13 protein-coding genes are annotated in these 23,451 nt (G+C 64.1%); 10 read left to right on the top strand and 3 right to left on the bottom strand.

The annotated features are described in order from the left end of the window. The first annotated feature begins 20 nt into the window (after positions 1-20). The 8 genes from hutI (at position 21) to M729_RS0118380 (ending at position 18,007) form a co-directional block, all read left to right on the top strand. Positions 21-1,256, top strand: a complete 1,236-nt coding sequence (gene hutI / locus M729_RS0118415) for an imidazolonepropionase (RefSeq protein WP_027162457.1) — start codon at positions 21-23, stop codon at positions 1,254-1,256. After that, positions 1,253-2,794, top strand: a complete 1,542-nt coding sequence (hutH, locus tag M729_RS0118410) for a histidine ammonia-lyase (RefSeq protein ID WP_027162456.1) — start codon at positions 1,253-1,255, stop codon at positions 2,792-2,794. The genes hutI and hutH overlap by 4 nt, the downstream gene beginning before the upstream one ends. After that, the gene (gene hutG, locus M729_RS0118405) at positions 2,794-3,612 is read left to right on the top strand and encodes an N-formylglutamate deformylase (protein WP_013532301.1); all 819 of its coding nucleotides are present in this window, start codon (positions 2,794-2,796) and stop codon (positions 3,610-3,612) included. Before hutH ends, hutG begins: the two co-directional genes overlap by 1 nt. 26 nt (positions 3,613-3,638) lie before the next feature. Next, positions 3,639-5,309, top strand: a complete 1,671-nt coding sequence (gene hutU, locus M729_RS0118400; protein ID WP_027162455.1) for a urocanate hydratase — start codon at positions 3,639-3,641, stop codon at positions 5,307-5,309. An 85-nt stretch (positions 5,310-5,394) separates the two neighbouring features. Further along, positions 5,395-5,982, top strand: coding sequence for a HutD family protein (locus M729_RS0118395; RefSeq protein ID WP_013532299.1), 588 nt, complete (start codon positions 5,395-5,397; stop codon positions 5,980-5,982). 266 nt (positions 5,983-6,248) lie between these two features. Further along, on the top strand, positions 6,249-14,831 hold the full coding sequence (locus M729_RS0118390) for a glucoamylase family protein (RefSeq protein ID WP_027162454.1): 8,583 nt from the start codon (positions 6,249-6,251) through the stop codon (positions 14,829-14,831). Between the two features lie 510 nt (positions 14,832-15,341). Continuing rightward, positions 15,342-17,123 (top strand): glucan ABC transporter ATP-binding protein/ permease, encoded by a 1,782-nt coding sequence (locus M729_RS0118385; protein WP_013532297.1) that lies wholly within the window; start codon positions 15,342-15,344, stop codon positions 17,121-17,123. A 107-nt stretch (positions 17,124-17,230) separates the two neighbouring features. Continuing rightward, positions 17,231-18,007, top strand: coding sequence for a heme ABC transporter permease (locus tag M729_RS0118380; protein WP_027162453.1), 777 nt, complete (start codon positions 17,231-17,233; stop codon positions 18,005-18,007). Positions 18,008-18,028: 21 nt separating this feature from the next. On the opposite strand, the gene M729_RS0118375 is transcribed toward M729_RS0118380, so the two are convergent. Continuing rightward, positions 18,029-19,087: a D-TA family PLP-dependent enzyme gene (locus M729_RS0118375; protein WP_027162452.1), complete on the bottom strand. Its 1,059-nt coding sequence runs from the start codon at positions 19,085-19,087 to the stop codon at positions 18,029-18,031. 191 nt (positions 19,088-19,278) lie between these two features. On the opposite strand from M729_RS0118375, the gene M729_RS0118370 reads away from it, so the two are divergent. Continuing rightward, positions 19,279-19,965: a D-lyxose/D-mannose family sugar isomerase gene (locus tag M729_RS0118370; protein WP_027162451.1), complete on the top strand. Its 687-nt coding sequence runs from the start codon at positions 19,279-19,281 to the stop codon at positions 19,963-19,965. Between the two features lie 87 nt (positions 19,966-20,052). On the opposite strand, the gene M729_RS0118365 is transcribed toward M729_RS0118370, so the two are convergent. Further along, positions 20,053-21,201, bottom strand: a complete 1,149-nt coding sequence (locus tag M729_RS0118365; RefSeq protein ID WP_348626671.1) for a L,D-transpeptidase — start codon at positions 21,199-21,201, stop codon at positions 20,053-20,055. Positions 21,202-21,347: 146 nt separating this feature from the next. On the opposite strand from M729_RS0118365, the gene M729_RS0118360 reads away from it, so the two are divergent. Then, positions 21,348-21,566: a hypothetical protein gene (locus tag M729_RS0118360; protein WP_013532292.1), complete on the top strand. Its 219-nt coding sequence runs from the start codon at positions 21,348-21,350 to the stop codon at positions 21,564-21,566. A gap of 202 nt (positions 21,567-21,768) precedes the next feature. Here M729_RS0118360 and M729_RS0118355 read toward each other — a convergent pair whose 3' ends face one another. Next, positions 21,769-23,448 (bottom strand): hypothetical protein, encoded by a 1,680-nt coding sequence (locus tag M729_RS0118355; protein ID WP_027162449.1) that lies wholly within the window; start codon positions 23,446-23,448, stop codon positions 21,769-21,771. Between the last annotated feature and the right edge of the window lie 3 nt (positions 23,449-23,451).

Here is a 23,451-nt window from a genome sequence, read left to right as displayed (position 1 = left end):
CGATTGAAACGGAAAAGATGATGGCTGCAAAGAGCAAAAGCCGGGCAGGGGATCTTCGTCTGTGGCGCAATGCGCGGCTCGCGACCATGGCCGAAGAGTCTGCCGGACTTGGCGTCGTCGAACATGGCGCGGTCGCTGCGCGTGACGGCCGCATTGTCTATGCCGGCCTCGAGTCGGATCTGCCCTCAACCCTTGCCCAGGGCGCCGAGACGGTCGATTGCGAGGGCCGCTGGATCACGCCTGGCCTGATCGACTGCCACACCCATCTGGTCCATGCCGGCAACCGCGCCAACGAATTCGAGATGCGGCTGGCCGGCGCTACTTATGAAGAGGTCGCCCGGGCCGGCGGCGGCATTGTCTCCTCGGTCAAGTCGCTGCGCGCCGCCAGCGAGAGCGAACTGGTCACCCAATCGCTGCCACGCCTCGATGCGCTGATCGCCGAGGGCGTAACCACCGTGGAGGTAAAATCAGGCTATGGCCTGGACCTCGAAAACGAAAAGAAATCGCTGCGTGCCGCACGGCAGCTGGGCAACCAGCGGCCGGTGACGATCCGCACGACCTTCCTCGGCGCCCACGCGCTGCCGCCGGAAGCCAAGGGTGACAAGGACGCCTTTATCGATCTGGTCGCCAAGGAAATTCTCCCGGCGGTTGCCGCCGAGGGGCTGGCCGATGCCGTCGACGGTTTCTGCGAGGGCATCGCCTTTTCGCCGGAACAGATGGCGCGCGTCTTCGATGCTGCAAAGGCGGCCGGCCTACCGGTCAAGCTTCATGCCGACCAACTGTCCAATTTGCATGGCGCCGAACTCGCCGCCCGTTACGGTGCGCTGTCGGCCGACCATCTCGAATACACCGATGAGGCAGGTGCAGCGGCGATGGCCAAGGCCGGAACCGTGGCGACGATCCTGCCCGGCGCCTACTATTTCATTCGCGAAACTAAGAAGCCGCCGATCGGCTTGTTTCGCCAGCACGGCGTCAAGATGGCTGTCGCCACCGACAACAATCCCGGCACTTCGCCGCTGACCTCACTGCTTCTGACGATGAACATGGCCGCGACCCTGTTCGGCCTGACCGTCGATGAATGCATTGCCGGCGTCACCCGGGAGGCGGCCCGCGCGCTTGGTTTGCTGGGAGAAACCGGCACGCTGGAAGCCGGAAAATCCGCCGACCTGGCGATCTGGAACATCGAGCGCCCCGCCGAACTCGTCTATCGCATGGGCTTCAACCCGCTGCATGCCCGCATCTGGAGAGGACAATGACCGAACTGACCCTGAAGCCCGGCAATGCGACGCTGGCCGACTGGCGCGCCATCTATCGTGGCGCCGTGCCCAAGCTGGACGATGCCTGCCGGCCGAAAATCAAGGCGAGCGCCGAGGCCGTCGCCAGGATAGTCGCCAAGGGCGAGCCGGTCTATGGCATCAACACCGGCTTCGGCAAACTGGCCAGCGTCCGCATCCCGGCCGAGGATCTCGAGACCTTGCAGCGCAACATCGTCCTGTCGCACGCCGCCGGCGTCGGCGAGCCGATGCCGGTTGCCGTTTGCCGGCTGATGATGGCGCTGAAGCTCGCCAGCCTGGCGCAGGGCGCGTCGGGTGTGCGGCCGCAAACCATCGAGTTGCTGGAAGCGATGCTGGCCAACGACGTCATCCCGGTGGTGCCGGCGCAGGGTTCGGTCGGCGCCTCCGGCGACCTCGCCCCGTTGTCGCACATGACGGCGGTGATGATCGGTGTCGGCGAATGTTTTACCCCACATGGCCGTTTCCCGGCCAAGGTCGCCTTCGTCTCGCATGGCCTGGAACCGGTGACACTGGGCGCCAAGGAGGGCCTGGCGCTGCTCAACGGCACCCAGTTTTCGACCGCCTATGCGCTGGCCGCCTTGTTCGAGGCCGAAGTGCTCTACCAATCGGCGCTGGTCGCTGGTGCCCTGTCGACCGACGCGGCAAAAGGCTCCGACGCACCCTTTGATCCGCGCATCCATGTGCTGAGAAAGCATCCCGGGCAGGTCGAGACGGCCGACGCCCTGCGCAATCTGATGGCCGGCAGCGCCATCCGTGAATCGCACCGGGTTGGCGACGAACGCGTGCAGGATCCCTATTGCCTGCGCTGCCAGCCGCAGGTGATGGGCGCGGCACTCACCGTGCTGCGCCAGGCGGCCGACACGCTGGGCACCGAAGCCAACGGCGTCACCGACAATCCGCTGATCTTCGCCGAGGATGACACCGCGCTTTCCGGCGGCAATTTCCACGCCGAGCCGGTGGCCTTCGCCGCCGACATGATCGCGCTCGCCGTCTGCGAGATCGGCTCGCTGTCGGAGCGCCGCATCGCCATGCTTGTCGATCCGGCACTTTCCGGCATGCCGGCCTTCCTGACGCCCAAGCCCGGCCTGAACTCCGGCTTCATGATCCCGCAGGTGACGGCGGCGGCGCTCGTTTCCGAAAACAAGCAGAAAGCCTATCCGGCATCAGTCGATTCGATCCCCACCTCGGCCAATCAGGAGGACCATGTTTCGATGGCGGCGCACGGTGCGCGCCGGCTGATCGGCATGGTCGAGAACGCCACCGCGGTGATCGGCATCGAACTGCTGGCCGCGGCCCAAGGCTGCGATTTCCACGCGCCGCTGGCCTCGAGCGACGCCCTGGAGGCGGTGCGCAGGCTGGTGCGGGCCGAAGTGCCGCATCTCGACAATGACCGCCATTTCCACCCCGATATGGAAAAAGCCATCGCCATGGTGCGCAGCGGTGCGGCCATCGAGGCCGCCGGCGGTGTGGCTCTGCCGTCGATTTCCGGAGCGGTGTGATGGCAAGCGCGCCCTGGCTGACGGTCACGCCCGGCACAGCCCCGTTGCTGGTGTCGATACCACACACCGGCATCGACCTCGCCGGCCTTGAGAATCGGCTGGTCTCGCCCTGGCTCGGCCGCCGCGACTGCGATTGGTGGATCGATAATCTCTATGACTTTGCCGCCGGCCTCGGGGCGACGGTGGTGCACACCGCGATCTCCCGCACCGTCATCGACGTCAACCGCGATCCCTCCGGCGCCTCGCTTTACCCCGGCCAGGCGACGACGGGCCTTTGCCCGACCGAGACCTTCGATGGCGATCCGCTCTATCGCGAGGGCGAAGAACCGGGGCCGTCGGAGATCGACGAGCGTCGCGAGGAATTCTTCGTGCCGTACCATGCCGCCTTGCAGGCCGAGATCGGCCGGTTGCGCGGGCTACACGAAAAGATCGTGCTCTATGACTGCCACTCGATCCGTTCAGTGCTGCCGCGCCTGTTCGAAGGCACGCTGCCGGTTTTCAATCTCGGCACCAATGACGGCAGGAGCGCCGATCCGACGCTGCAGGCGATGGTCGGCCAGATCATGGCCGAAACCGGTGAAACCTTTGTCATCAACGGCCGCTTCAAGGGCGGCTGGATCACACGCCATTTCGGCCAGCCGCAACAAGGCGTGCACGCACTGCAGATGGAACTCTCCAACCGCATCTATATGCGCGAGCCCGATGGCAAGGGTACGCCGGACAATTGGCCGGTGCCCTATGACGCCGAGTTCGCAGCACCGATCCGCGCCACCCTGCGGAAAATCCTCGAGACCGCGACATCCTGGGCGCGCGTCTGACATCAGGTCCTTTATGGAGTGACGCCATGAACAATCCTCGCCACAACATCCGCGAAGTCCGCAGCCCGCGCGGCACCGAAATCAGCGCGCGCTCCTGGCTGACGGAAGCGCCGCTGCGCATGCTGATGAACAATCTCGACCCGGATGTTGCTGAAAATCCCAACGAACTGGTCGTCTATGGCGGCATCGGCCGGGCGGCGCGCACCTGGAACGATTTCGACAGCATCGTCGCCTCCTTGAGGACGCTGGCCGATGACGAGACTTTGCTGGTCCAGTCGGGCAAGCCGGTCGGCGTCTTCCGCACCCATCCGGACGCCCCGCGTGTGCTGATCGCCAACTCCAATTTGGTGCCGCACTGGGCGAATTGGGAAAAGTTCAACGAGCTCGATAAGAAGGGCCTGATGATGTACGGCCAGATGACGGCCGGCTCCTGGATCTACATCGGCACGCAAGGCATCGTGCAGGGCACCTACGAGACCTTCGTCGAGGCCGGCCGCCAGCACTATGGCGGCAATCTCAAGGGAAAATGGATCCTGACCGGCGGCCTCGGCGGCATGGGTGGCGCCCAGCCGCTCGCCGCCGTCATGGCCGGCGCCTGCTGTCTCGCCATCGAATGCAATCCGGACTCGATCGATTTTCGCCTGCGCACCCGTTACGTCGACGAGCGCGCCGAGACGCTCGACGAGGCGCTGGAAAAGATCGAACGCTGGACCAAGGCCGGCGAGGCGAAGTCGGTCGGCCTGCTTGGCAATACGGCTGAGATCGTCCCGGAGATGTTCAGGCGTGGCATTCGCCCCGATATGGTCACCGACCAGACCTCGGCGCATGATCCCATCAACGGCTATCTGCCGAAGGGCTGGACGATGGCCGAGTGGCGCGAGAAGCGCGTCAGCGACCCCAAGGCGGTCGAGAAGGCGGCCCGCGCTTCCATGCGCGAACATGTCGAGGCGATGGTGGCGTTCTGGAACGCCGGCGTGCCGACGCTCGACTATGGCAACAACATCCGCCAGGTGGCCAAGGAGGAGGGGTTCGAGAACGCCTTTGCCTTCCCCGGCTTCGTGCCGGCCTATATCCGTCCGCTGTTCTGCCGCGGCATAGGTCCCTTCCGCTGGGCAGCTCTGTCGGGCGATCCGGAAGATATCTACAAGACCGACGCCAAGGTGCGCGAACTGACGCCCGGCAACACCCATCTGCACAACTGGTTGGACATGGCGCGCGAGCGCATCGCCTTCCAGGGTCTGCCGGCGCGCATCTGCTGGGTCGGCCTTGGCGACCGCCACAGGCTCGGCCTCGCCTTCAACGAGATGGTGGCCAAGGGTGAGCTGAAGGCGCCTGTCGTCATCGGTCGCGATCACCTCGATTCCGGCTCGGTCGCTTCGCCGAACCGCGAAACGGAATCGATGAAGGACGGCTCGGACGCGGTGTCCGACTGGCCGCTGCTCAACGCATTGCTCAACACGGCGTCCGGTGCCACCTGGGTGTCGCTGCACCATGGCGGCGGCGTCGGCATGGGTTTCTCGCAGCACGCCGGCATGGTCATCGTCGCCGACGGCACGCGCGAAGCCGCCAGGCGCCTGGAGCGGGTGTTGTGGAACGACCCGGCGACCGGTGTCATGCGCCACGCCGATGCCGGCTACGACGTTGCCATCGAATGCGCCAAGGAGCACCAGCTCAACCTGCCCGGCATTCTCGGGTGAGAAACGTCCGGCCGCAGGCAGGCGAAAAGCCGCGGAGTCGGCTTTTCGAGTTTCGAACGCCCGTAGCCATAGCGGAGGGCTAGGTATGCGCATCCTGCGGGCAGCCGAATACCGGTCGATGCCGTGGAAGAACGGCGGCGGCGTGACGACGGAAATCGCCGTCTCGCCGCCCGGTGCCGGGCTAAACGATTTCGACTGGCGCGTGTCGATGGCGCGTGTCGAATCGAGCGGTCCGTTCTCGCAATTCGCCGGCATCGATCGCACTCTTGCCGTGCTCGAAGGCGAGGGCATCGTCCTCGAGATTGCCGGCTACCCGCCGAGATCTATAAACAGGACGACCGCCCTGTTTTCTTTCCCGGCCGACGTGCAGACCTCGGCCGCGCTGATCGGCGGACCGATCACCGATCTCAATGTCATGACCCGCCGAAGCCGGATGACGCATTCGGTCGAACGCCTGGTGATTTCGGCCCCCGTGGAAATCCGGACTGAAGCCGGCACAACGCTCATCCTGTGCTTGGACGGCGACATCAGTGTGCCCGCCGCTGAACCGGTTCGCCTCGGGCCGCTTGACACGCTGCTGTCCGGGCCGGTCAGCACCGGCCTGCTTGTCCAACCCGCCCATGAGGCAACGCTGTACGTGATCCGGATCCGCGCCATCGCCGGCAACGATTAACGCTTGTTTCCAAACATGATCGCGGTACCGGCGAAATATAGCGTAAGCTGCTGGCGGCATCACGAAAAAGCCTGAATCCTCTCCGCCGATCTGGCTGGCGGGAAGTGGGGTGCTTGTCTTTGAGTTTTGCTGAGAGACGACGCCCTGTCGTGGTGCGGAAACAAACTTTCGGCAAGTGGGGTTTATGCAACCAATTGCATTTGAACCGGTTTTAGGGCCATTGCCGTGGCGGTGACGCCGCTCAGTGCCCGCTTACGGAATTTTCAATGAATATTCAGACGAATCCTGCCCAAATCGAGAAGACAAGCGCGAGCTTCCCGGCCATCACCGAAGAGCCGATCCGCTCCAATTACCTGCCCGAAGAGCGCCTTCGGCTGCTCGGTGAAAGCCTGGCGAAAGGCGATCTCACCGATCTGTTCGGCCTGACGCCCTTCGATTTTCAGGCCCGTATCCGCGACAGCGCCAAGAAGATTTTGGAAGTTTACCGGTCGACCAATGCGGCGCAGGCGAGGGGCGAGACGATCACGCCGGCGGCACAATGGCTGCTCGACAACAATTACCTGGTCGAAGAGACCATTTTCCAGGTCAAGCGCGACCTGCCGCGCCGCTTCTATCGCCAGCTGCCGACCTTGAAACTGCCTGACGGCGGCAGCGTGCCGCGCGCGCTGGCGCTGGCCTGGACCTATGTCGCACATTCGGACAGTTCCGTTTCGGCGACGATGTTCAAGTCCATCGTCCAGGGTTTTCAGTCGGTCGAGCCGCTGAAGATCGGCGAACTCTGGGCGCTGCCTTCGCTGTTGCGCTTCGTGCTGATCGAAAATCTGCGCCGGCTGGCGGTCAGGGTCAATCGAACCCGTCAGATGCGTCAGATCGCCAACGATGTGGCCGACAAGGTCCTGGCCACCGACGACAGCGCCGACCGGCAGTCGATCCTGTCCAATTTCAGCGCACACGCACAGGACACCACCTTCGCCACCCAGCTGCTCTATCGCCTGCGCGATGGCTCGCAGAATGCCGGCAAGGCTCTGGAATGGCTGGAAGGCGAGCTCGAAAAGACCGGCTCCGATGCCGAGGAAATCATCATTTCCGAACATCACACGTTGTCCAGCGGCAATGTGACGACGGGCAACATCATTCGTGGCCTGCGCCTCATCAACGACGTCGATTGGACCGTGTGGTTCGAAGGCGTCAGCCGCATCGACACCGTGCTGCGCGAGCGCACCGATTTCGCCGCGCTCGACTTCTTCTCGCGCGACCAGTACCGGACCGCGATCGAGGAATTGGCGCGCCGCTCGAACCTTTCGGAATATCGCGTCGCCGAGAAGGCCATCGAGCTGGCCGGCCACGCCGCCAGCGATGGCGACGGCGACGTCGTTTTAACCGGGTCGGCCCACACCGATGTCGGCTTCTTTCTCGTCGGCCCACGCCGGCTCGAGCTGGAGAAGGCGATCGGCTATCGACCCACCATCAGCCAGACAGTCAAGCGTGCCTTCCGCAAGACCGGCTGGCTCGGCATCGTCGTACCGGTGTTTGCGCTGACGGCGCTGCTTCTCGTCCTCTCAGGCAACGCACTCGCCAATCTCGGCCTGTCGGTGCCCTCGATCGTCCTGATGCTGGCGCTTTTTGCCGTGCCGGCCAGCGAGGGCGCGCTCGCCTTCTTCAACACGGTCGTTTCGCTGTTCCTGAAACCGACGCGCCTCGTCGGCTACGATTACCGGCACGGCGTGCCGCCCGAGGCGCGCACGCTGGTGGTGGTTCCGTCGCTGATCGGCTCGCGCGACGATGTCGAGGAAAACATCCGCAATATCGAGGTGCATCATCTCGCCAACACGGCCGAAGAAATTCACTTCGCGCTGCTGTCGGACTGGCCGGACTCGAAGACCGAGATCGATGCTGCCGACACCGAAATCCTCGAATTCGCGCGTGCCGAGATCGCTCGTCTCAACGCACGCTATCCCTCCGAAGGCGCGCCGCGTTTCTACGTCCTACACCGGCGCCGGCTGTTCAATGCGGCGCAAGGGTCGTGGATGGGCTGGGAGCGCAAGCGCGGCAAGCTGCATGAACTCGACCTTCTGCTGCGCGGCGACAGCGACACCACGTTCCTGCCGCTCGACGTGCCGCTGCCGGAGAACGTCGTCCACGTGATGACGCTCGATGCCGACACGCGCACCACCCGTGACGCGGTCGCCACCCTCGTAGGCAAGCTCTGCCACCCGCTCAACCGGCCGCATTTCGATGCCAGCAAGCGCGTCGTCACCGCCGGCTACGCGATCCTGCAGCCGCGCATCACCGCGTCGCTGACATCAGGCGACGATGCGTCGTTCTTCCAGCGGGTGTTTTCGGCCAATCGCGGCCTCGACCCTTATGTCTTTGCCGTGTCCGATCTCTATCAGGACGTTTTCGGCGACGGGTCCTTCACCGGCAAGGGCCTCTATCACGTCGACGCCTTCGAGGCCGCCCTGCAGGGCCGCATCGAGGAAAACACCATCCTCAGCCACGATCTGCTGGAAGGCGCGCTGGCGCGCTCGGCGCTGGTCACCGACGTCGAACTGGTCGAGGACTATCCGACCCGCTACTCGGTCGACGCCTCGCGCCACCATCGCTGGGCACGCGGCGACTGGCAGTTGCTCGGCTTCATGCTCGATCCGCGCTCCGGCGTGCCGGCGCTGTCGCGCTGGAAGATGGTCGACAATCTGCGCCGCTCGCTGACGCCGATCTTCTGGGTGATGGCGGCGATTGCCGGCTGGACGCTGCTGCCCTTCACGCAGGCCGCGCAATGGCAGGCCCTGCTGATCCTCAGCCTGTTCATGGCGCCGACATTCGACATCGTCAACGCCATCCTGCCCAAGAGCGGCGACCAGACGCCACGCGGCCATTTCTCGGCCCTGGCACGCGACGTCGCCTTCGGCACCGCCATGGTGGCGCTGAAGATCGTGCTGATGGCGCACAACGCCTGGATGATGGGCGATGCCATCGTGCGCACGCTCTATCGGTTGTTCGTCAGCCGCCAGAACCTTTTGGAATGGCGCACCGCCTCGCAGGCGCACAAGGCGGGCGACAACGATGTCGGGTCGTATTACGGCATGATGTATGGCGCCGTGATCATCGGTTTCGTCGGCCTTGCCATTCCGGTGCTGGCCGATTCGACCGGCGCCTTCGTTGCCTTCTTCTTCGCGCTGTTCTGGATTGGCTCGCCCGCCATCGCCAGCTGGATCAGCCGTTCGGCTGAAACCGAGGATCGCTTGCGCATATCGCAGGCCGATATCCATACATTGCGCACGGTGGCGCGGCGCACATGGCACTATTTCGAAAGCTTCGTGACGGCAGAGCATCACCATCTGCCGCCCGACAATTTCCAGGAAAGCCCGGCACCGGTGGTGGCGCCTCGTACTTCGCCCACCAATATCGGCGTCTACCTGCTGTCCGTCGTTTCCGCCCGCGACTTCGGCTGGATCAGCCTCTCCGACGCCATCACCCGCATCGACGCCACCATGGCCACGATCGAGGGCATGCCGCGTGAGCGCGGTCACCTCTTCAACTGGTACGACACCACGACGCTGAAGCCGCTCTATCCGCTTTACATCTCGGCAGTCGACAGCGGCAATCTGGCCGGCCATCTGGTGGCGGTGGCGGCGGCCTGCGCCGAATGGGCGGAGGCGCCCTCCGTGCACCTCCAGGGCGATTTCGAAGGCATTCTCGACACGGTCACCATCCTCAGCGAAAGCCTCGATGATCTGCCCGACGACCGCCGTCAGTTGCGCCCGCTGCGCCAGCGCCTCGCCGACCGTCTCGACGGCATGCGGCGCGCTGTCGACACCATCAAGGCGCAGCCCGAAATGGCGTCGATCCGCACCATCAACCTGGCCGTGCTGGCCGGCGAGATCCGAAAATTGGCCACCGCCATCCATACCGAGGCGGTGTCGCCCCAAAGCGACGTCATCGTCGACTGGGCGGCAAGGCTGGAAGCCACCTGCGAAGCGCACGTCCATGACGCGCACAGCGACGACAATGCCGTCGAGGCGCTGCGTGCCAAGCTGCTCACCTTACGCGAGCGCACCCGCCGCTATGCCTTCGAGATGGATTTCTCCTTCCTGATGCGGCCGGAGCGCAAGCTGCTGTCGATCGGCTACCGGGTCGAGGAACACCAGCTCGACGAAAGCTGCTACGACCTTCTGGCTTCCGAAGCGCGGCTGACCAGCCTGTTCGCCATCGCCAAGGGAGATCTGCCGACCGAGCACTGGTTCAGGCTTGGCCGGCCGATCGTCGAAATCGGTTTCCAGGGCGCGCTGATGTCCTGGTCCGGCTCGATGTTCGAATATCTGATGCCGCCGCTGGTCATGAAGGAGCCGCAGGGCTCGATCCTCAACCAGACCAGCAAGCTGATCATCAAACGCCAGATCCAGTATGGCCGCCAGAAGAACGTGCCGTGGGGCATTTCGGAGGCCGCCTACAATGCCCGCGACCGCGAACTGACCTACCAATATACCAATTTCGGCGTTCCAGGCCTCGGGCTGAAGCGCGGTCTTGGCCAGAACACGGTGATCGCGCCTTACGCCACCATACTGGCGGCCCAGTTCAATCCGCGTGAAGCCGTGCTGAATCTCGCCCGATTGCGGGAGATCGGGGCGCTCGGCCGCCACGGCTACTACGATGCCGTCGACTTCACGCCGCAGCGCGTGCCGGAAGGCACGGACCATGTCGTCGTCCAGAATTATATGGCCCACCATTCGGGCATGTCGATCGCGGCGGTTGCCGACGCCATCTTCGAAGGTCGCATGCGCGACCGCTTCCACAGCGATCCGGTCATCGAATCGGCCGAACTCTTGCTGCAGGAGAGGGCGCCGCGCGACATCCCGACCGCGACCGTCAGGACCGAGGCCGACGAACGCTCCAAGGACGAGACCGAAGTCGACAGCCCCGACACCCGCATCGTGCTCAATCCGCTGCAGTCGCTGCGGTCGACCAACGTCATGTCGAACGGCCGCTATTCGGTGATGGTCAGCGCGACCGGCTCGGGCTACAGCCGCTGGGGCGATCTCTCCGTCACCCGCTGGCAGCCGGATCCGACCGAGGACCGGCTCGGCTCCTACATCTTCCTGCGTGACGCCGGCACCGGCGACTGGTGGTCGGCTACAGCCGAACCGAAGCGAGCCGCCGAGGAAAAGGCGCAGACCTTGTTCTCCGACGACAAGGCGAGCTTCGTCAAATCGGTGGGCACGTTGCGCTCCGAGGTCGAATGCATCGTCATCTCGGAAGGCAATGGCGAGGGCCGTCGGGTCACGCTCTACAATGACGGTCCGTCCGACCGTCACATCGAAGTGACCTCCTTTGCCGAGCTGGTGCTCGGCCTGGAGGCGTCCGACAACGCGCATCCGGCCTTCTCGAAGATGTTCGTGGAAACCGAAATCTCTGCGAACAACGCGGCGATCTTCGCCACGCGGCGCAAGCGCGAGACCAGCGAGCCCGATATCGCCATGGTGCATTTCGTCACCGATCCGTCCGGATCGGCGCGCGACGCCGAGGCCGAGACCGACAGGCGCGCCTTCATCGGCCGTGGCCGCACCATCGTCGACGCAGCCGCTTTCGACCCGGGCGCCAGGCTGGGCGGCCACTCAGGCTTTACGCTCGATCCCGTCGCCTCGCTGCGCCGCCAGGTGCGCGTGCCGGCCAACAAGAAGATATCGCTGACCTTCTGGACGGTTGTCGGCGCCGGCCGTGCCGAACTGGACGAAGCCATCGCCCGCCTCGACCATCCGGAGAGCTTTGCCCGCCAGGCCATGCTTGCCTGGACGCGGAGCCAGGTGCAGACCCGCCACATGGGCCTCAGCCTGACCGATGCCGCCAATGTGCAGAAGCTGGCGCGCTATCTGATCTATCCGGATCCGTTCCTGCGTCTTCCCGCCGAATCCATCGCCTCGGGGCTGGGCAAGCAGTCGAGCCTGTGGCCGACAAGCATTTCCGGCGATTTCCCGATCTTCCTGGTCAGGATCGGCGATGTCGCCGATCTCGAAATCGTCGCCCAGGCGCTGCGGTTCCAGGAATATATGCGCACCCGCGGCATGATGATCGACTTCGTCGTCGTCAACGAGCAGGCGTCCTCCTATGTCCAGGACCTGCAGCGGGCGGTCGAGACGCTGTGCGAAAACAGCCGTCTGCGCGGCAAGGAGCTCGGGCCGCGCCAGCACATTTTTGCGGTGCGCCGCGATCTTATGGACGAGACCACCTACAAGACGCTGCTCGCCGTCGCCCGCGTCGTCCTGCACACGCGCAACGGCACCATCTTCGACCAGATCGAGCGCGCCGAGGCGGCGGCCCTGCAGGCGCGGGATGCTCTGGCAACGTTGCCGATTCCGCGTGAATTGCCGTCGCCGACACCCACGACGCATACTCCTGCCTCGCAGGCGGTGGCCAATGTCAGCGCCGATGGCAGCGGACTCAGCCAATGGAACGGCTTTGGCGGTTTCGACGGCGACGGACGGCACTATGTCGTGCGCCTGGCCGGGCGGCGCACGACGCCGCAGCCGTGGATCAACGTCGTCTCCAACGCCTCGTTCGGGTTCCACACCTCCGCCGAGGGCGCAGCCTTCACCTGGAGCCGAAACAGCCGCGACTACCAATTGACGCCGTGGTCGAATGATCCGGTCTCGAACCGCCCGGGCGAGGGCCTCTATATCTACGATCAGGCCAGCGGCAAGGCATTCTCGCCGCTCGCCGCCATGGTGCGCGATCCCTCGATGACCTACGAGGCCTGGCACGGCCAGGGTTTCTCGACCTTCCGCTCGAAGCGCGGACCGTTGTCGATGGACCTTACCCATGTCGTCGATCCGGTCGATTCCCTGAAGATCTCGCGGCTGCGCATCCAGAATTCCGGCTCGGTGCCGGCGCGGCTGCGTGTCTATGCCTATGCCGAATGGGTGCTCGGCGGGCATCGGTCGCGCACTGCGGCAACCATCGTCCCGTCGCGGGATGCCGCCAGTGGGGCGCTGCTCGCACAAAACCCCTACGGGCTGGATTTCGGCGAGCGGGTTGCGTTCCTGGCGGCCGACGGCGGCGTCCATTCGGTGACGACAGACCGATCGGAGTTCCTGGGCCGGCATGGCTCCAGCGAGCTGCCGCAGGCGGTGCTGAGCGGTGCGGCGCTGTCTGGCCGTGTCGAGGCCGGCGACGATCCGTGCGCGGCGATTGCCCGCGACGTCGAGATCCCGGCAGGCGGCGACGTGACGCTGCTCTGGCTGCTCGGCGACGCCGAGTCGGTCGAGGAGGCGAGCGCGCTGGTGCAGGAGCATCGGGCCAAGGACTTCGACCAGCGATTGGCCGACAATGAGCGCGAATGGCGCGGCTTCCTCGACACCATCCAGGTCGAGACGCCCGACAAGGCGCTCGACGCCATGGTCAACCACTGGCTTCCCTATCAAAGCCTGGCCTGCCGCATCCGCGCCCGCTCGGCCTTCTATCAGGCCAGCGGCGCCTTCGGCTTCCGCGACCAGTTGCAGGATACGCTGGCGCTGCTGGCGCATGACCCGCAGTTGGCGCGCGACCAGATCCTCAACGCGGCGCGGCGGCAGTTCCCCGAAGGCGACGTGCAGCACTGGTGGCTGCCGCGCACGGGTGCTGGCGTACGCACGTTGATCTCCGACGACGTGGTCTGGCTTGCCCACGCTACGGCGCGCTATTTGCTGGTCACTGGCGATGCCTCCATCCTCAAGGAGCAATTGGCCTTCATCGATGGACAGCCGCTGGGCGAGGGCGAGCACGATGCCTTCTTCACCCCGGAAATCTCGAAGAAGACAGCGACGCTCTACGACCATTGCGCGCGTGCGCTCGATCTCGCCATCAAGCGCAGCAGCCCCGCGGGCCTGCCGCTGATCCTCGGCGGCGACTGGAACGACGGCATGAACCGCGTCGGCGAGCACGGCAGGGGCGAGAGCGTCTGGCTCGGCTGGTTCCTGCTGAAGACGCTGGGCGATTTCGCGCCCGTCGCCAAGACCGAGGGTGATGCCAAGCGAGCACAGGCCTGGGCAAAGCATGCCGATGTTCTGAAGCGGGCGCTTGAGAGCACCGCATGGGACGGCGAATGGTACCGGCGCGGCAGTTTCGACGACGGCACGCCTTTGGGGTCTCGCAACTCGCAGGAGTGCAAGATCGACTCGATCGCCCAGTCCTGGAGTGTGCTTTCGGGAGAGGGCGACCCGGCACGGTCGACCACCGCCATGGAGCAAGCAACGAAGCTGCTCGTCGACGACAAGCTGAAGATCGTCAAGCTGTTCACGCCGCCATTCTCGAAGACGGAAAAGGACCCCGGTTACATCAAGAGCTATCCGCCTGGCGTGCGCGAGAATGGCGGCCAGTACACCCACGCCGCCACATGGTTCGTCATCGCGCTTGCCGAGATGGGGCAGGTCGACGAGGCCTATCGTTGTTTCTCGATGCTGAATCCCGTCAACCACGCGACCGACGAGGCCACGGCCGAGCACTATCGAGTGGAGCCCTATGTCGTGGCGGCCGACATCTATGCCGGGGACGACAATGCCGGCAACGGCAAGGGCGGCCGTGGCGGCTGGACCTGGTACACCGGCTCTGCCGGCTGGCTCTACAGGGCTGCGGTCGAAGGCATTCTGGGCATCGAACGGCGCGGCAAGCGTGTCCAGTTCAAGCCGAAGCTGCCAAGCCACTGGGATGGGTACTCGGCAAATCTCAAAATGCTGGGGGCGGAACTCAAGGTTCGCGTCATCCGCGACAACAAGGCCAAGGCCGTGTCGCTGGAGGTGAATGGGGCAAAGACCAAGGCTTCGGCAGTCGAGCTGAAGGACGGCGAAGTTGCCGAGGTGGTCATCAGGATCCCGGCCTGAGGCCTGTTGCCCAAAAAGCATGCGCTCGGAGCGGGGGTCCGGGCCGCGACTTTTGTCACCACGGCGGATGAGAGGCCCCATCCCGCCTGGCGTTGCCGTCTGCCGTTGACGGGCATCTCGCCGAGAAGTCTATGAAATCAAAGGCTTGAGGCGTCCCATAGGAGTAGCCGCGAGCGGTGAGGGTTTGGCCACCCTTCGCCTGGAAGGGCATCCTGCAGCTTTGTTTTGCTTTATACTTCGCGAAAGGCGATTTCGGCCTCAGTCATCCGCCCGACATTGTTGCTGATTAAAATTATGGCAGCACGTGCCAACTGCCATGATTTCGCCGCATGCCTGACATTTTACCTGTCTTCTCAAACCGTTAGGTGATCACGGCAGATTTCGGAACGTCGCCATCTTTTGTTCGCTCTAAGGGAACTGAAGGGGTACACGGCCATTGTTTTGCGACGTATCAACCGGTACGAATAAAATGATGCAGTGCACAATAAACAGCGTGGCGGAGTAACTGGGGTGACCCTTCTGCAAATCTACTGGCGAGCTCTCGGTTATCTGGCCGCGGACAGGAAACGCGTTGCGTTGATCTGTTCGGCCAACGTGGCTCTCGCCATCGTAGCGCTTCTCGAGCCGATTATGTTCGGTCGCGTCATCGGCGCCATCTCCGAGCGTGGCTCTGTCTTCACCACGCTGGTCATGTGGGCCGGTCTCGGCGCCTTCAACATCGTTGCCTTCGTCATGGTGGCGCGCGGCGCTGACCGTTTCGCCCATGCTCGACGCAGCGAAGTGCTTTGCGAGTCGTTCGAGCGCGTGATCACCATGCCGCTCGCCTGGCACCATCAGCACGGCACCTCCAATGCGCTGCACACGATGCTGCGCGCCGTCGAAACCCTGTTCAGCCTTTGGCTCGAATTCATGCGCCAGCATCTGTCCACGGCTGTCGCCCTCGTGCTGCTGGTCCCGACCGCGATCAGCATGGACCTGCGCATGTCGCTGGTGCTGCTTGGCCTCGGGCTGCTCTATGTCGGCATCGGCCGGATGGTCATGCGCCGCACCAAGGCGGGCCAGGCCGCGGTCGAGCGCCACTACCACAAGGTGTTCGCGCATGTGACCGACTCGGTCAGCAACGTTGCGGTGCTGCAGAGCTACAATCGCCTCGGTCACGAGGCCGATACGCTGCGCCGCTACGTCAAGAACCTGCTCGACGCGCAGAACCCTGTGCTCGACTGGTGGGCGCTGGCCAATGCCTTGCACCGTCTGTCATCGGCAATCTCGATGCTGATCGTGTTGTCGATCGGCTCCTATCTCGTGACTCATGGTCAGTTGGGTGTCGGCGACGTCATTGCCTTCACCGGTTTTGCCACGATGCTGATCGCTCGCCTCGACCAGATGTCGGCTTTCGCCAACCAGATTTCCGAGGCCCGTGCCAAGCTCGAGGATTTCTACCATCTCGAGGACTCCGCGGCTGATTCCGCCGAGCCGGACGGCTTGCGCGATCTTTCCAACGTCACCGGCCATGTGCGCTTCGAGAATGTCGGCTTTGAATTCGCCAATTCCGGCCAAGGCATCGACGACGTGTCCTTCGAGGTGCAGGCGGGCCAGACCGTCGCCATCGTGGGCCCGACGGGTGCCGGCAAGACCACGCTCATCAACCTGCTGCAGCGTGTCTTCTCGCCGTCCCATGGCCGTATCCTGATCGACGGCATCGACACCCGCACCGTGACCCGCAAGTCGGTGCGCCATTCGATCGCCACGGTGTTCCAGGATGCCGGCCTGCTCAACCGCTCGATCGAGGACAACATCCGTGTCGGCCGCGCCGATGCAAGCAATGACGAGATCCATGCCGCCGCCAATGCGGCTGCCGCACAGGACTTCATCCTGTCCAAGAGCAATGGCTACGACACGGTGGTTGGCGAACGTGGCGGCCAGCTGTCGGGCGGCGAACGTCAGCGCATCGCCATTGCCCGTGCCGTGCTGAAGGACGCACCGATCCTGGTGCTCGACGAGGCGACCAGCGCGCTCGACGTCGAGACCGAGGACCGCGTCAAGGAAGCGATCGACGAACTGCGCCGCGACCGCACCACCTTCATCATCGCCCACCGCCTGACCACCGTTCGCGACGCCGATCTGGTCGTGTTCATGGACAAGGGCAGGGTGGTCGAGATGGGCGGCTTCACCGAGCTGTCGCTGCGCAATGGCCGCTTTGCCAGCCTGCTGCGCGCTGGCGGCCTGCTCAACGACGAGGAGGTCCGCCGCCTCAGCCGCACCGTGCTGCAACAGCAGGAAGCGGCCGCCTGATCAGGCACGTCTTTGCCTTCTCCCACAGGGGAGAAGGCAAAGCGCTGCAGCCCTGCGACACCACCGCTCGATTGCCCCGAACGCCGCGGCGGTTTATGTAGAACCGCATGAGCGACACGACTTCACGCCTGACAAGCTGGATGGATCTCGCCAACCCGACGCGCTTCGTCGGGCTGGCGGACAAGGTCGTGCCATGGCTGGCCACGATCGCCGCACTGATCCTCGCAGTCGGGCTCTATATGAGCTTTGCCGCGCCTGAGGATTTCCAGCAAGGCATCACCGTTCGCATCATGTACATCCACGTGCCTTTCGCCTGGCTGGCCATGATGTGCTACACGCTGATGGCGGTTTCCGCACTCGGCACGCTCGTCTGGCGGCATCCGCTGGCCGATGTCGCGCTGAAATCAGCCGCCCCCATCGGTGCGGTCTTCACCGCGCTGGCGCTGATCACCGGTTCGATCTGGGGTAAGCCGATGTGGGGCACCTGGTGGGTCTGGGATGCGCGGCTGACCTCGGTCTTCGTGCTGTTCCTGATGTATCTCGGCATCATCGCGCTGACCCGTGCGCTCGACGATGCCAGCCGCGCCGCCTGGGCCGCCGCCATCATCACGCTGGTCGGCTTCATCAACATCCCGATCATCAAGTTCTCGGTCGACTGGTGGAACACGCTGCATCAGCCGGCCTCGGTGTTCCGCATGGGCGGCTCCACCATCGACCCCAGCCTGCTGTGGCCGCTGCTGGTCATGGCGCTCGGCTTCACCGTGCTGTTCTTCGCGCTGCACCTGATGGCGATGCGCACCGAAATCCGCCGTCGCCGGGTGATTGCCATGCGCAGGGTCGCGGCACGGCAGGCGGAGCGCTCTCCCCCTTCTCCCCTTGTGTGAGAAGGCAAGACGCTTCTTAGTTCACCCCATCCTTCCGCGCGCCGCCACCGGCAGCGTTTCCAGCACTTTGTCGCCGTCGACCAGGTTGACCTCGTTGAACAAGTTTGTGACGACGCAGCAATGGTCGGGCACGACACGCACGCGCTCGCCGATGCGCAATTTGCCGTCACCCGAAAGCGTGACGGTGCCGTGCTCCTCGCTCAGGCCCGTCACCCGCGCTCCCGGCACGCCGGGCAACTCGCCGAAATCGGCGAGACCCAGCGTGTCGCTGGACAGCGCCTTGCTGCCGGCATCGAGGATAGCGCGCGTCGCGGTGGGATGGCTGACCACCGTCGACAGCACCGTCAGCGCGCAATCGTCGAGCGTGCCGACGCCTTTGGCGACCTGATAGCGGTCGAGATAGATGTAGGTGCCTGGACGATACTCCGTGACAACAGATGTGTCGCTGGAGCGCCACATATCCGGCGTGCCGCCGCTGGAGATGCGTTCGCAGGCGAGGCCCGATGCGGCCAGCGCCTGCTTGGCGTCGGCGAGCCAGGCTTCGGCCTCCGCTGCCTTCCCGGCGGCCGGGTAGGTCATCAGTCCTCCGAAGGCGAGGCCACCGGCTCTGTCGATCTGTCTTGCCAGCGCAACCGCTTCATCGGCCGACTGCACGCCGCAGCGACCCATGCCGGTGTCGCATTCGACCAGCACCGGTAGACGATGACCGGCATCGGTGAAGGTGGTTGCCAGCCCTTCGAGCGTCTCCATGCTGTCCGCTGTCACCGACAGGGTGACGCGCCCGTGCAGCGCCAGAAGCCGCTCCAGCTTGGCGCGCCCAAGGATGTTGTAGGGAAGAAAAATATCGGCCAGCCCGGCATCGGCCATCACCTCGGCCTCGCCGATCTTCTGGCAGGTGATGCCGACGGCGCCGGCCGCCACCTGCTTCTTCGCCCAATAGGGCAATTTGTGCGTCTTGATATGCGGCCTGAGCTTCAGCCCGTTCTTGTCGGCATGCGCCTGGGCGCGGGCAATGTTGGCTTCGGCGCGCGCGGCGTCGATGAGAACCGACGGCGTATCGAGGTCGTGGACGGTCGGCATCATCTTTCACCCCATGAGGAATCCGCGGGATTTATGGCCCTGAAAATCCGCGATGTCACGTGGCCAGCGAAGCGGATCTGTGGTCCATGCGCCTAAGTGCAAGGCCGGGCAGGGCGGCGAGATGGATCGACACCGCATCGACGTTCGGCTATGCGATTTGCCAGACAAATCGATACGAAGGGATCATGATCATGAAGCGCTCCGCCATCAACGACATCATCCGCGAAGCCGACGCTTTCATCCGCTCGTTCGGCTACATCATGCCGCCCTTCGCCTATTGGTCGCCGCAGGAGGCGAAGGCGCGCCAGGTCGACTCGTCGGCGGTGTTCACCTCGCGGCTCGGCTGGGACATCACCGATTACGGGCAAGAGAAATTCAGGGAACTCGGCCTGTTCCTGTTCACCGTTCGCAATGGCCGCTACGAGGACATGAAGAAGGGCATGGGCATGCTCTATGCCGAGAAGATCATGATCTCGCGCAAGGACCAGCTGTCGCCGATGCATCGCCACAACATCAAGGCCGAGGACATCATCAACCGTGGCGGCGGCAAGCTGGTGCTGGAACTGTTCATGCATGACCGCAACGGCGGCATCGATCCCAAGGCCGAGGTTTCGGTGCCGGTCGACGGAACCATCCACAGGCTGCCTGCGGGCGGGCTCCTGAAGCTCGACCCGGGCCAAAGCGTCACGCTGCTGCCCGGCGTCTGGCATGCCTTCTGGGCCGAGGGCAAGGACGTGCTGATCGGTGAGGTCTCCACCGTCAATGACGATCTCACCGACAATGTGTTTCGCGAACCGATCGGGCGTTTTTCCAACATCGACGAAGACGTTGCCCCGATCCATCTGCTGGTGTCCGACTACGAGAAGTGGCTGGGGTAAGGGGCCGCTCCACGCCCTCGGCGACGCCAGTCACACGACCGTGTGACTAGTCCGCACGGTCGAAAGTGGGTAGGCCGTAGCGCCTACCTACTGCGATCCTTGTTCGACCGATCCTGCCGCTTCGTCCTTGAAGACGACCTTTGTGCCTTTTCGCACTTCGGAGGCGAGGTCTTCGGCATCCCAGTTGGTCAGCCTGATGCAACCATGCGAGAAGGTCTTTCCGATCTTGCCTGGGTCCGGAGTCCCGTGAATGCCGTAGCTATCGATGGACAAGTCGATCCAGACCGATCCCACCGGATTGTTTGGCCCGGCAGCGATCGTGAAGGGGCGCTTGCTCCTCACTCCCTTGAAGGCAAACTCGGGATCGTAATGATAGGTTGGGTGGTGCACCACGCGTTTGACCTCCGCCTGGCCACTCGGCGCGGGCTTCTCCTGACTTCCGATCGAGGCGGGGTACGTCGCAAGCACTTTGCCGGAAGGGTCAAGCACCCGAACCTGGCGAGCGCTCTTGTCGACCTCGACGCTCGCGATGTCTTGCGGCGGATCACCTCGGGTGACAGCTGGCACGAGCAGCTTTTGCCCCGCCTTCCTGAAGCCGATGCCGGGATTGAGCCGTTCAAGCAGTTGCTCGCTGATGTGGAAGCGCTCCGCCATCTTTTCCAGGGCATTGTGGTAGGCCAGCCTGGGCAGGCGGGCCATCCTCTCCATGCGCGCCGGAATTCGCCTGGTGAACGGCCCATGCACATCCTTGCGTGTCAAATCGTAGGTCTCAATCGCGGGGCGCGAGGAGGTCGCGACCAGCTTGTCCCATGTCTCGCGGGTGAGCTTGCCGTCGGCAGGCAATCCGTTGGCCGCTTGGAACGCACTGACTGCCCGGGTGAAGTTCTCCGCCTGGCGGCCATCGATCAGGCCTGGCGAGAAGCGTGCACGATCCAGGAGGATTTGCGCCTTCAGCACGGTCGCACTGACGCCTTTCGCTTCGCTGCCGTCAAATTGGGCGTTGTTGACGGCGGCCGCGTCCAGTTTTGCCGCCGCCGTTGCATCGCATGCGACGACGAGCATGGCGACCGCGACAAGAACGAGCCTGATCATGGAGGTCACACTCCCGTATGGGCACCTGCTTCTATGACGTCGCACGGCCGATCTGGTTCCATTTCCTGCAGTTGCGTCCGACTGCCGAGTGCCGTGCGCGCAGTGAACCCGGACCAGGAGCACCCGGCGGTGGCGCGGGTGCATTGTTGATAAGGGTCCGCCATCATCAAGATGAATGGCGACTCCCGTCAGCGCATGTGTTGGCTTCAGAACCGCAGAGACCGGAGCGACAACGGGCCAACGCCCGATTGAGTCCGTCTCCACAGGCTCGGTGACCGAGGAGAGCCAGGATGCAATTTCCTGCCCAGAAGAACAAAGGACCGGCTCAACCAGCCGAGGATGAGCGCCAGGCACGGCTTGAGAAAACAGCCAGGCTCAAGCAGCTTCGCTCCTATGCTTCCTGGCTTTCGTCTGACCCAAACGCCCAACTTCACGATGAGATAGACTGCTCCGTGCTGATCGAAGGCGTGGGACGACGCAGCATGGAGCCTTGGCTGATCGGCAGGTGACATACCCGGGCGGCGAGGTTTCCACCGCCAACGACGATCTGGCCGACAATTTGTTTGGCTAAAGCAGTTCACCGTTTCACGGAGACGGCGACCCGCTCTAACTCCTTGTTTTGACGCAATTCCGGACGGAAAACCGTTTCACACTTTTCCTGGAATTGCTCTAGCCGATCGGCCGCAACAGTGGCGACAGGCAGACTTCGCGTCAGTGACAGCAGCCTTGCTGCGCGCTCGTCCTGCACAGGCAGGACGAGGTGATCGGCACATCCGCCTTGGCCAGCGCCGCTGCAAGGCTTGTCTGCAATGTCGGCAATTCATCGGTCTCGCCGCGCCGTTTCAGGCATTCCACCAGCCCGTGCAATGCCCAGACATTGTTCGGATGCTGGGCACAGCGCTGCACCTTGCCGCTCAGCCCCAGATCGTCGCGATAGACCTGTTCTGCTTCCTGCGCGTGACCCTGGTCGAGAAGCAGCGCCGCCATCGCATGGCGCGGCGGGTGCATCCAGGCCCACGGCTCGGTGTAGGACAGATTGTCGTCAAGCTCGACCGCCTGCCGCAAATGGCCATACGCCTCCTCATGCCGGCCCTGGTGGTACGCCAGCTCGCCGTCGAGCAGGGCGGCACCGACAGCCAGCGAAGCTTGCGCCGGGTTGCTGAGGAAGCGCCGCTCGGGCGCAATGCCTTTCAGATGCCGATGGAACTCTTCGCGCTCACGTTCAGCCTCAGCGAAATGCTTGAGCGTCGCATGAGCCACACCTTTGGCGTAGCGCTGCATGGCCGCCGTCAGCACATAGAGGCCAGGCTCCTCGGTGACCGGTTCGTCGATGATCTCCTGCCAGCGGCCGAAGCGCACCTGCACATGCGATTTCATCGCATGGTAGCCTTCCACCGTCTGCGTGAGCTTTGGCCGGCCCTGGATGGCGACCACGTCGCGCGCGACCAGGCTGCGCACTCTGTCGGCGGCCCACAGTGCAGGCTGGTGCTGGCCCGACAACATGCAGGTGAACATCATCAGATGCAGATCGTGGCAGCAGCCGAGCAAATAATAGGTCGGCTCGTCGGCATAGGCGAGATAGAGGTCGTTGGCACGCACCGCCTTTTCGCTGGCGCGTTTTGCTTTCTCATACTCGCCGCACAGCACATAGATGTGCCCCGGCATGTGGTTCATATGCCCGGCATCGGGGCACATCTCGCCGAGCAGATCCGCTGACCGCATGCCGCGCTCCGGCATCGTGGACATTTCCAGGAGATGGATGTGCAGGTGGACGATCGCCGGATGTTGTGCTGCGCCGGCCTCATCGGCAAGCCGGATCGACCGCTCGCAGACGTCGAGCGCCTCGACGACATCGGAATTCGGCGCCGGCGCGCCGGTCTTGAGGTTCCACAGCCGCCGCACCGTGCGCATCATCAGTGCTTCGACCAGCAGTGCCATCACATCATGGTCATCGGGAAAGTCCCGATACACAAGCCGCATCGCGGCGGCATAGGCGTCATCCCAACGTTCGAATTCCTCCAGGCTCACCCGGTGTGGCTTCTGGAAGCGGGCGGCCAGCGCCTCGATCAGCCGCTTCTCGATCTCACTGGCGGCAGCCGCATTGGCCCGCGCCAGCTGGACATGCTCGAAGCAGCGCTTGGTCGCGCTGTCGGCTTCGGCCTCGCCATGCTCCTTCCAGGTCAGATTGTAGAAAGGCCCGGCGGCATAGGCGATGCCCCAATGGACCATCGGACAGTCCGGATCTGTTTCGAGCGCCTTCTCAAAACACTTGATGCCTTCCTCATGGTTGAAGCCGTAGCACCAGTTAAGGCCAATATCGAACCAACGCTGGGTTTCTGTCGAGCGAGTGGAGATGGGGCGGCGGTAGGTGCCGAGGTCGAAGCGGTCCATGTG

Source organism: Mesorhizobium sp. WSM1293, from assembly GCF_000513875.1.
GTDB lineage: Bacteria > Pseudomonadota > Alphaproteobacteria > Rhizobiales > Rhizobiaceae > Mesorhizobium > Mesorhizobium ciceri.
Note: the sequence above shows the minus strand (reverse complement) of the source record. Positions and strands in the feature narration are given on the sequence as shown.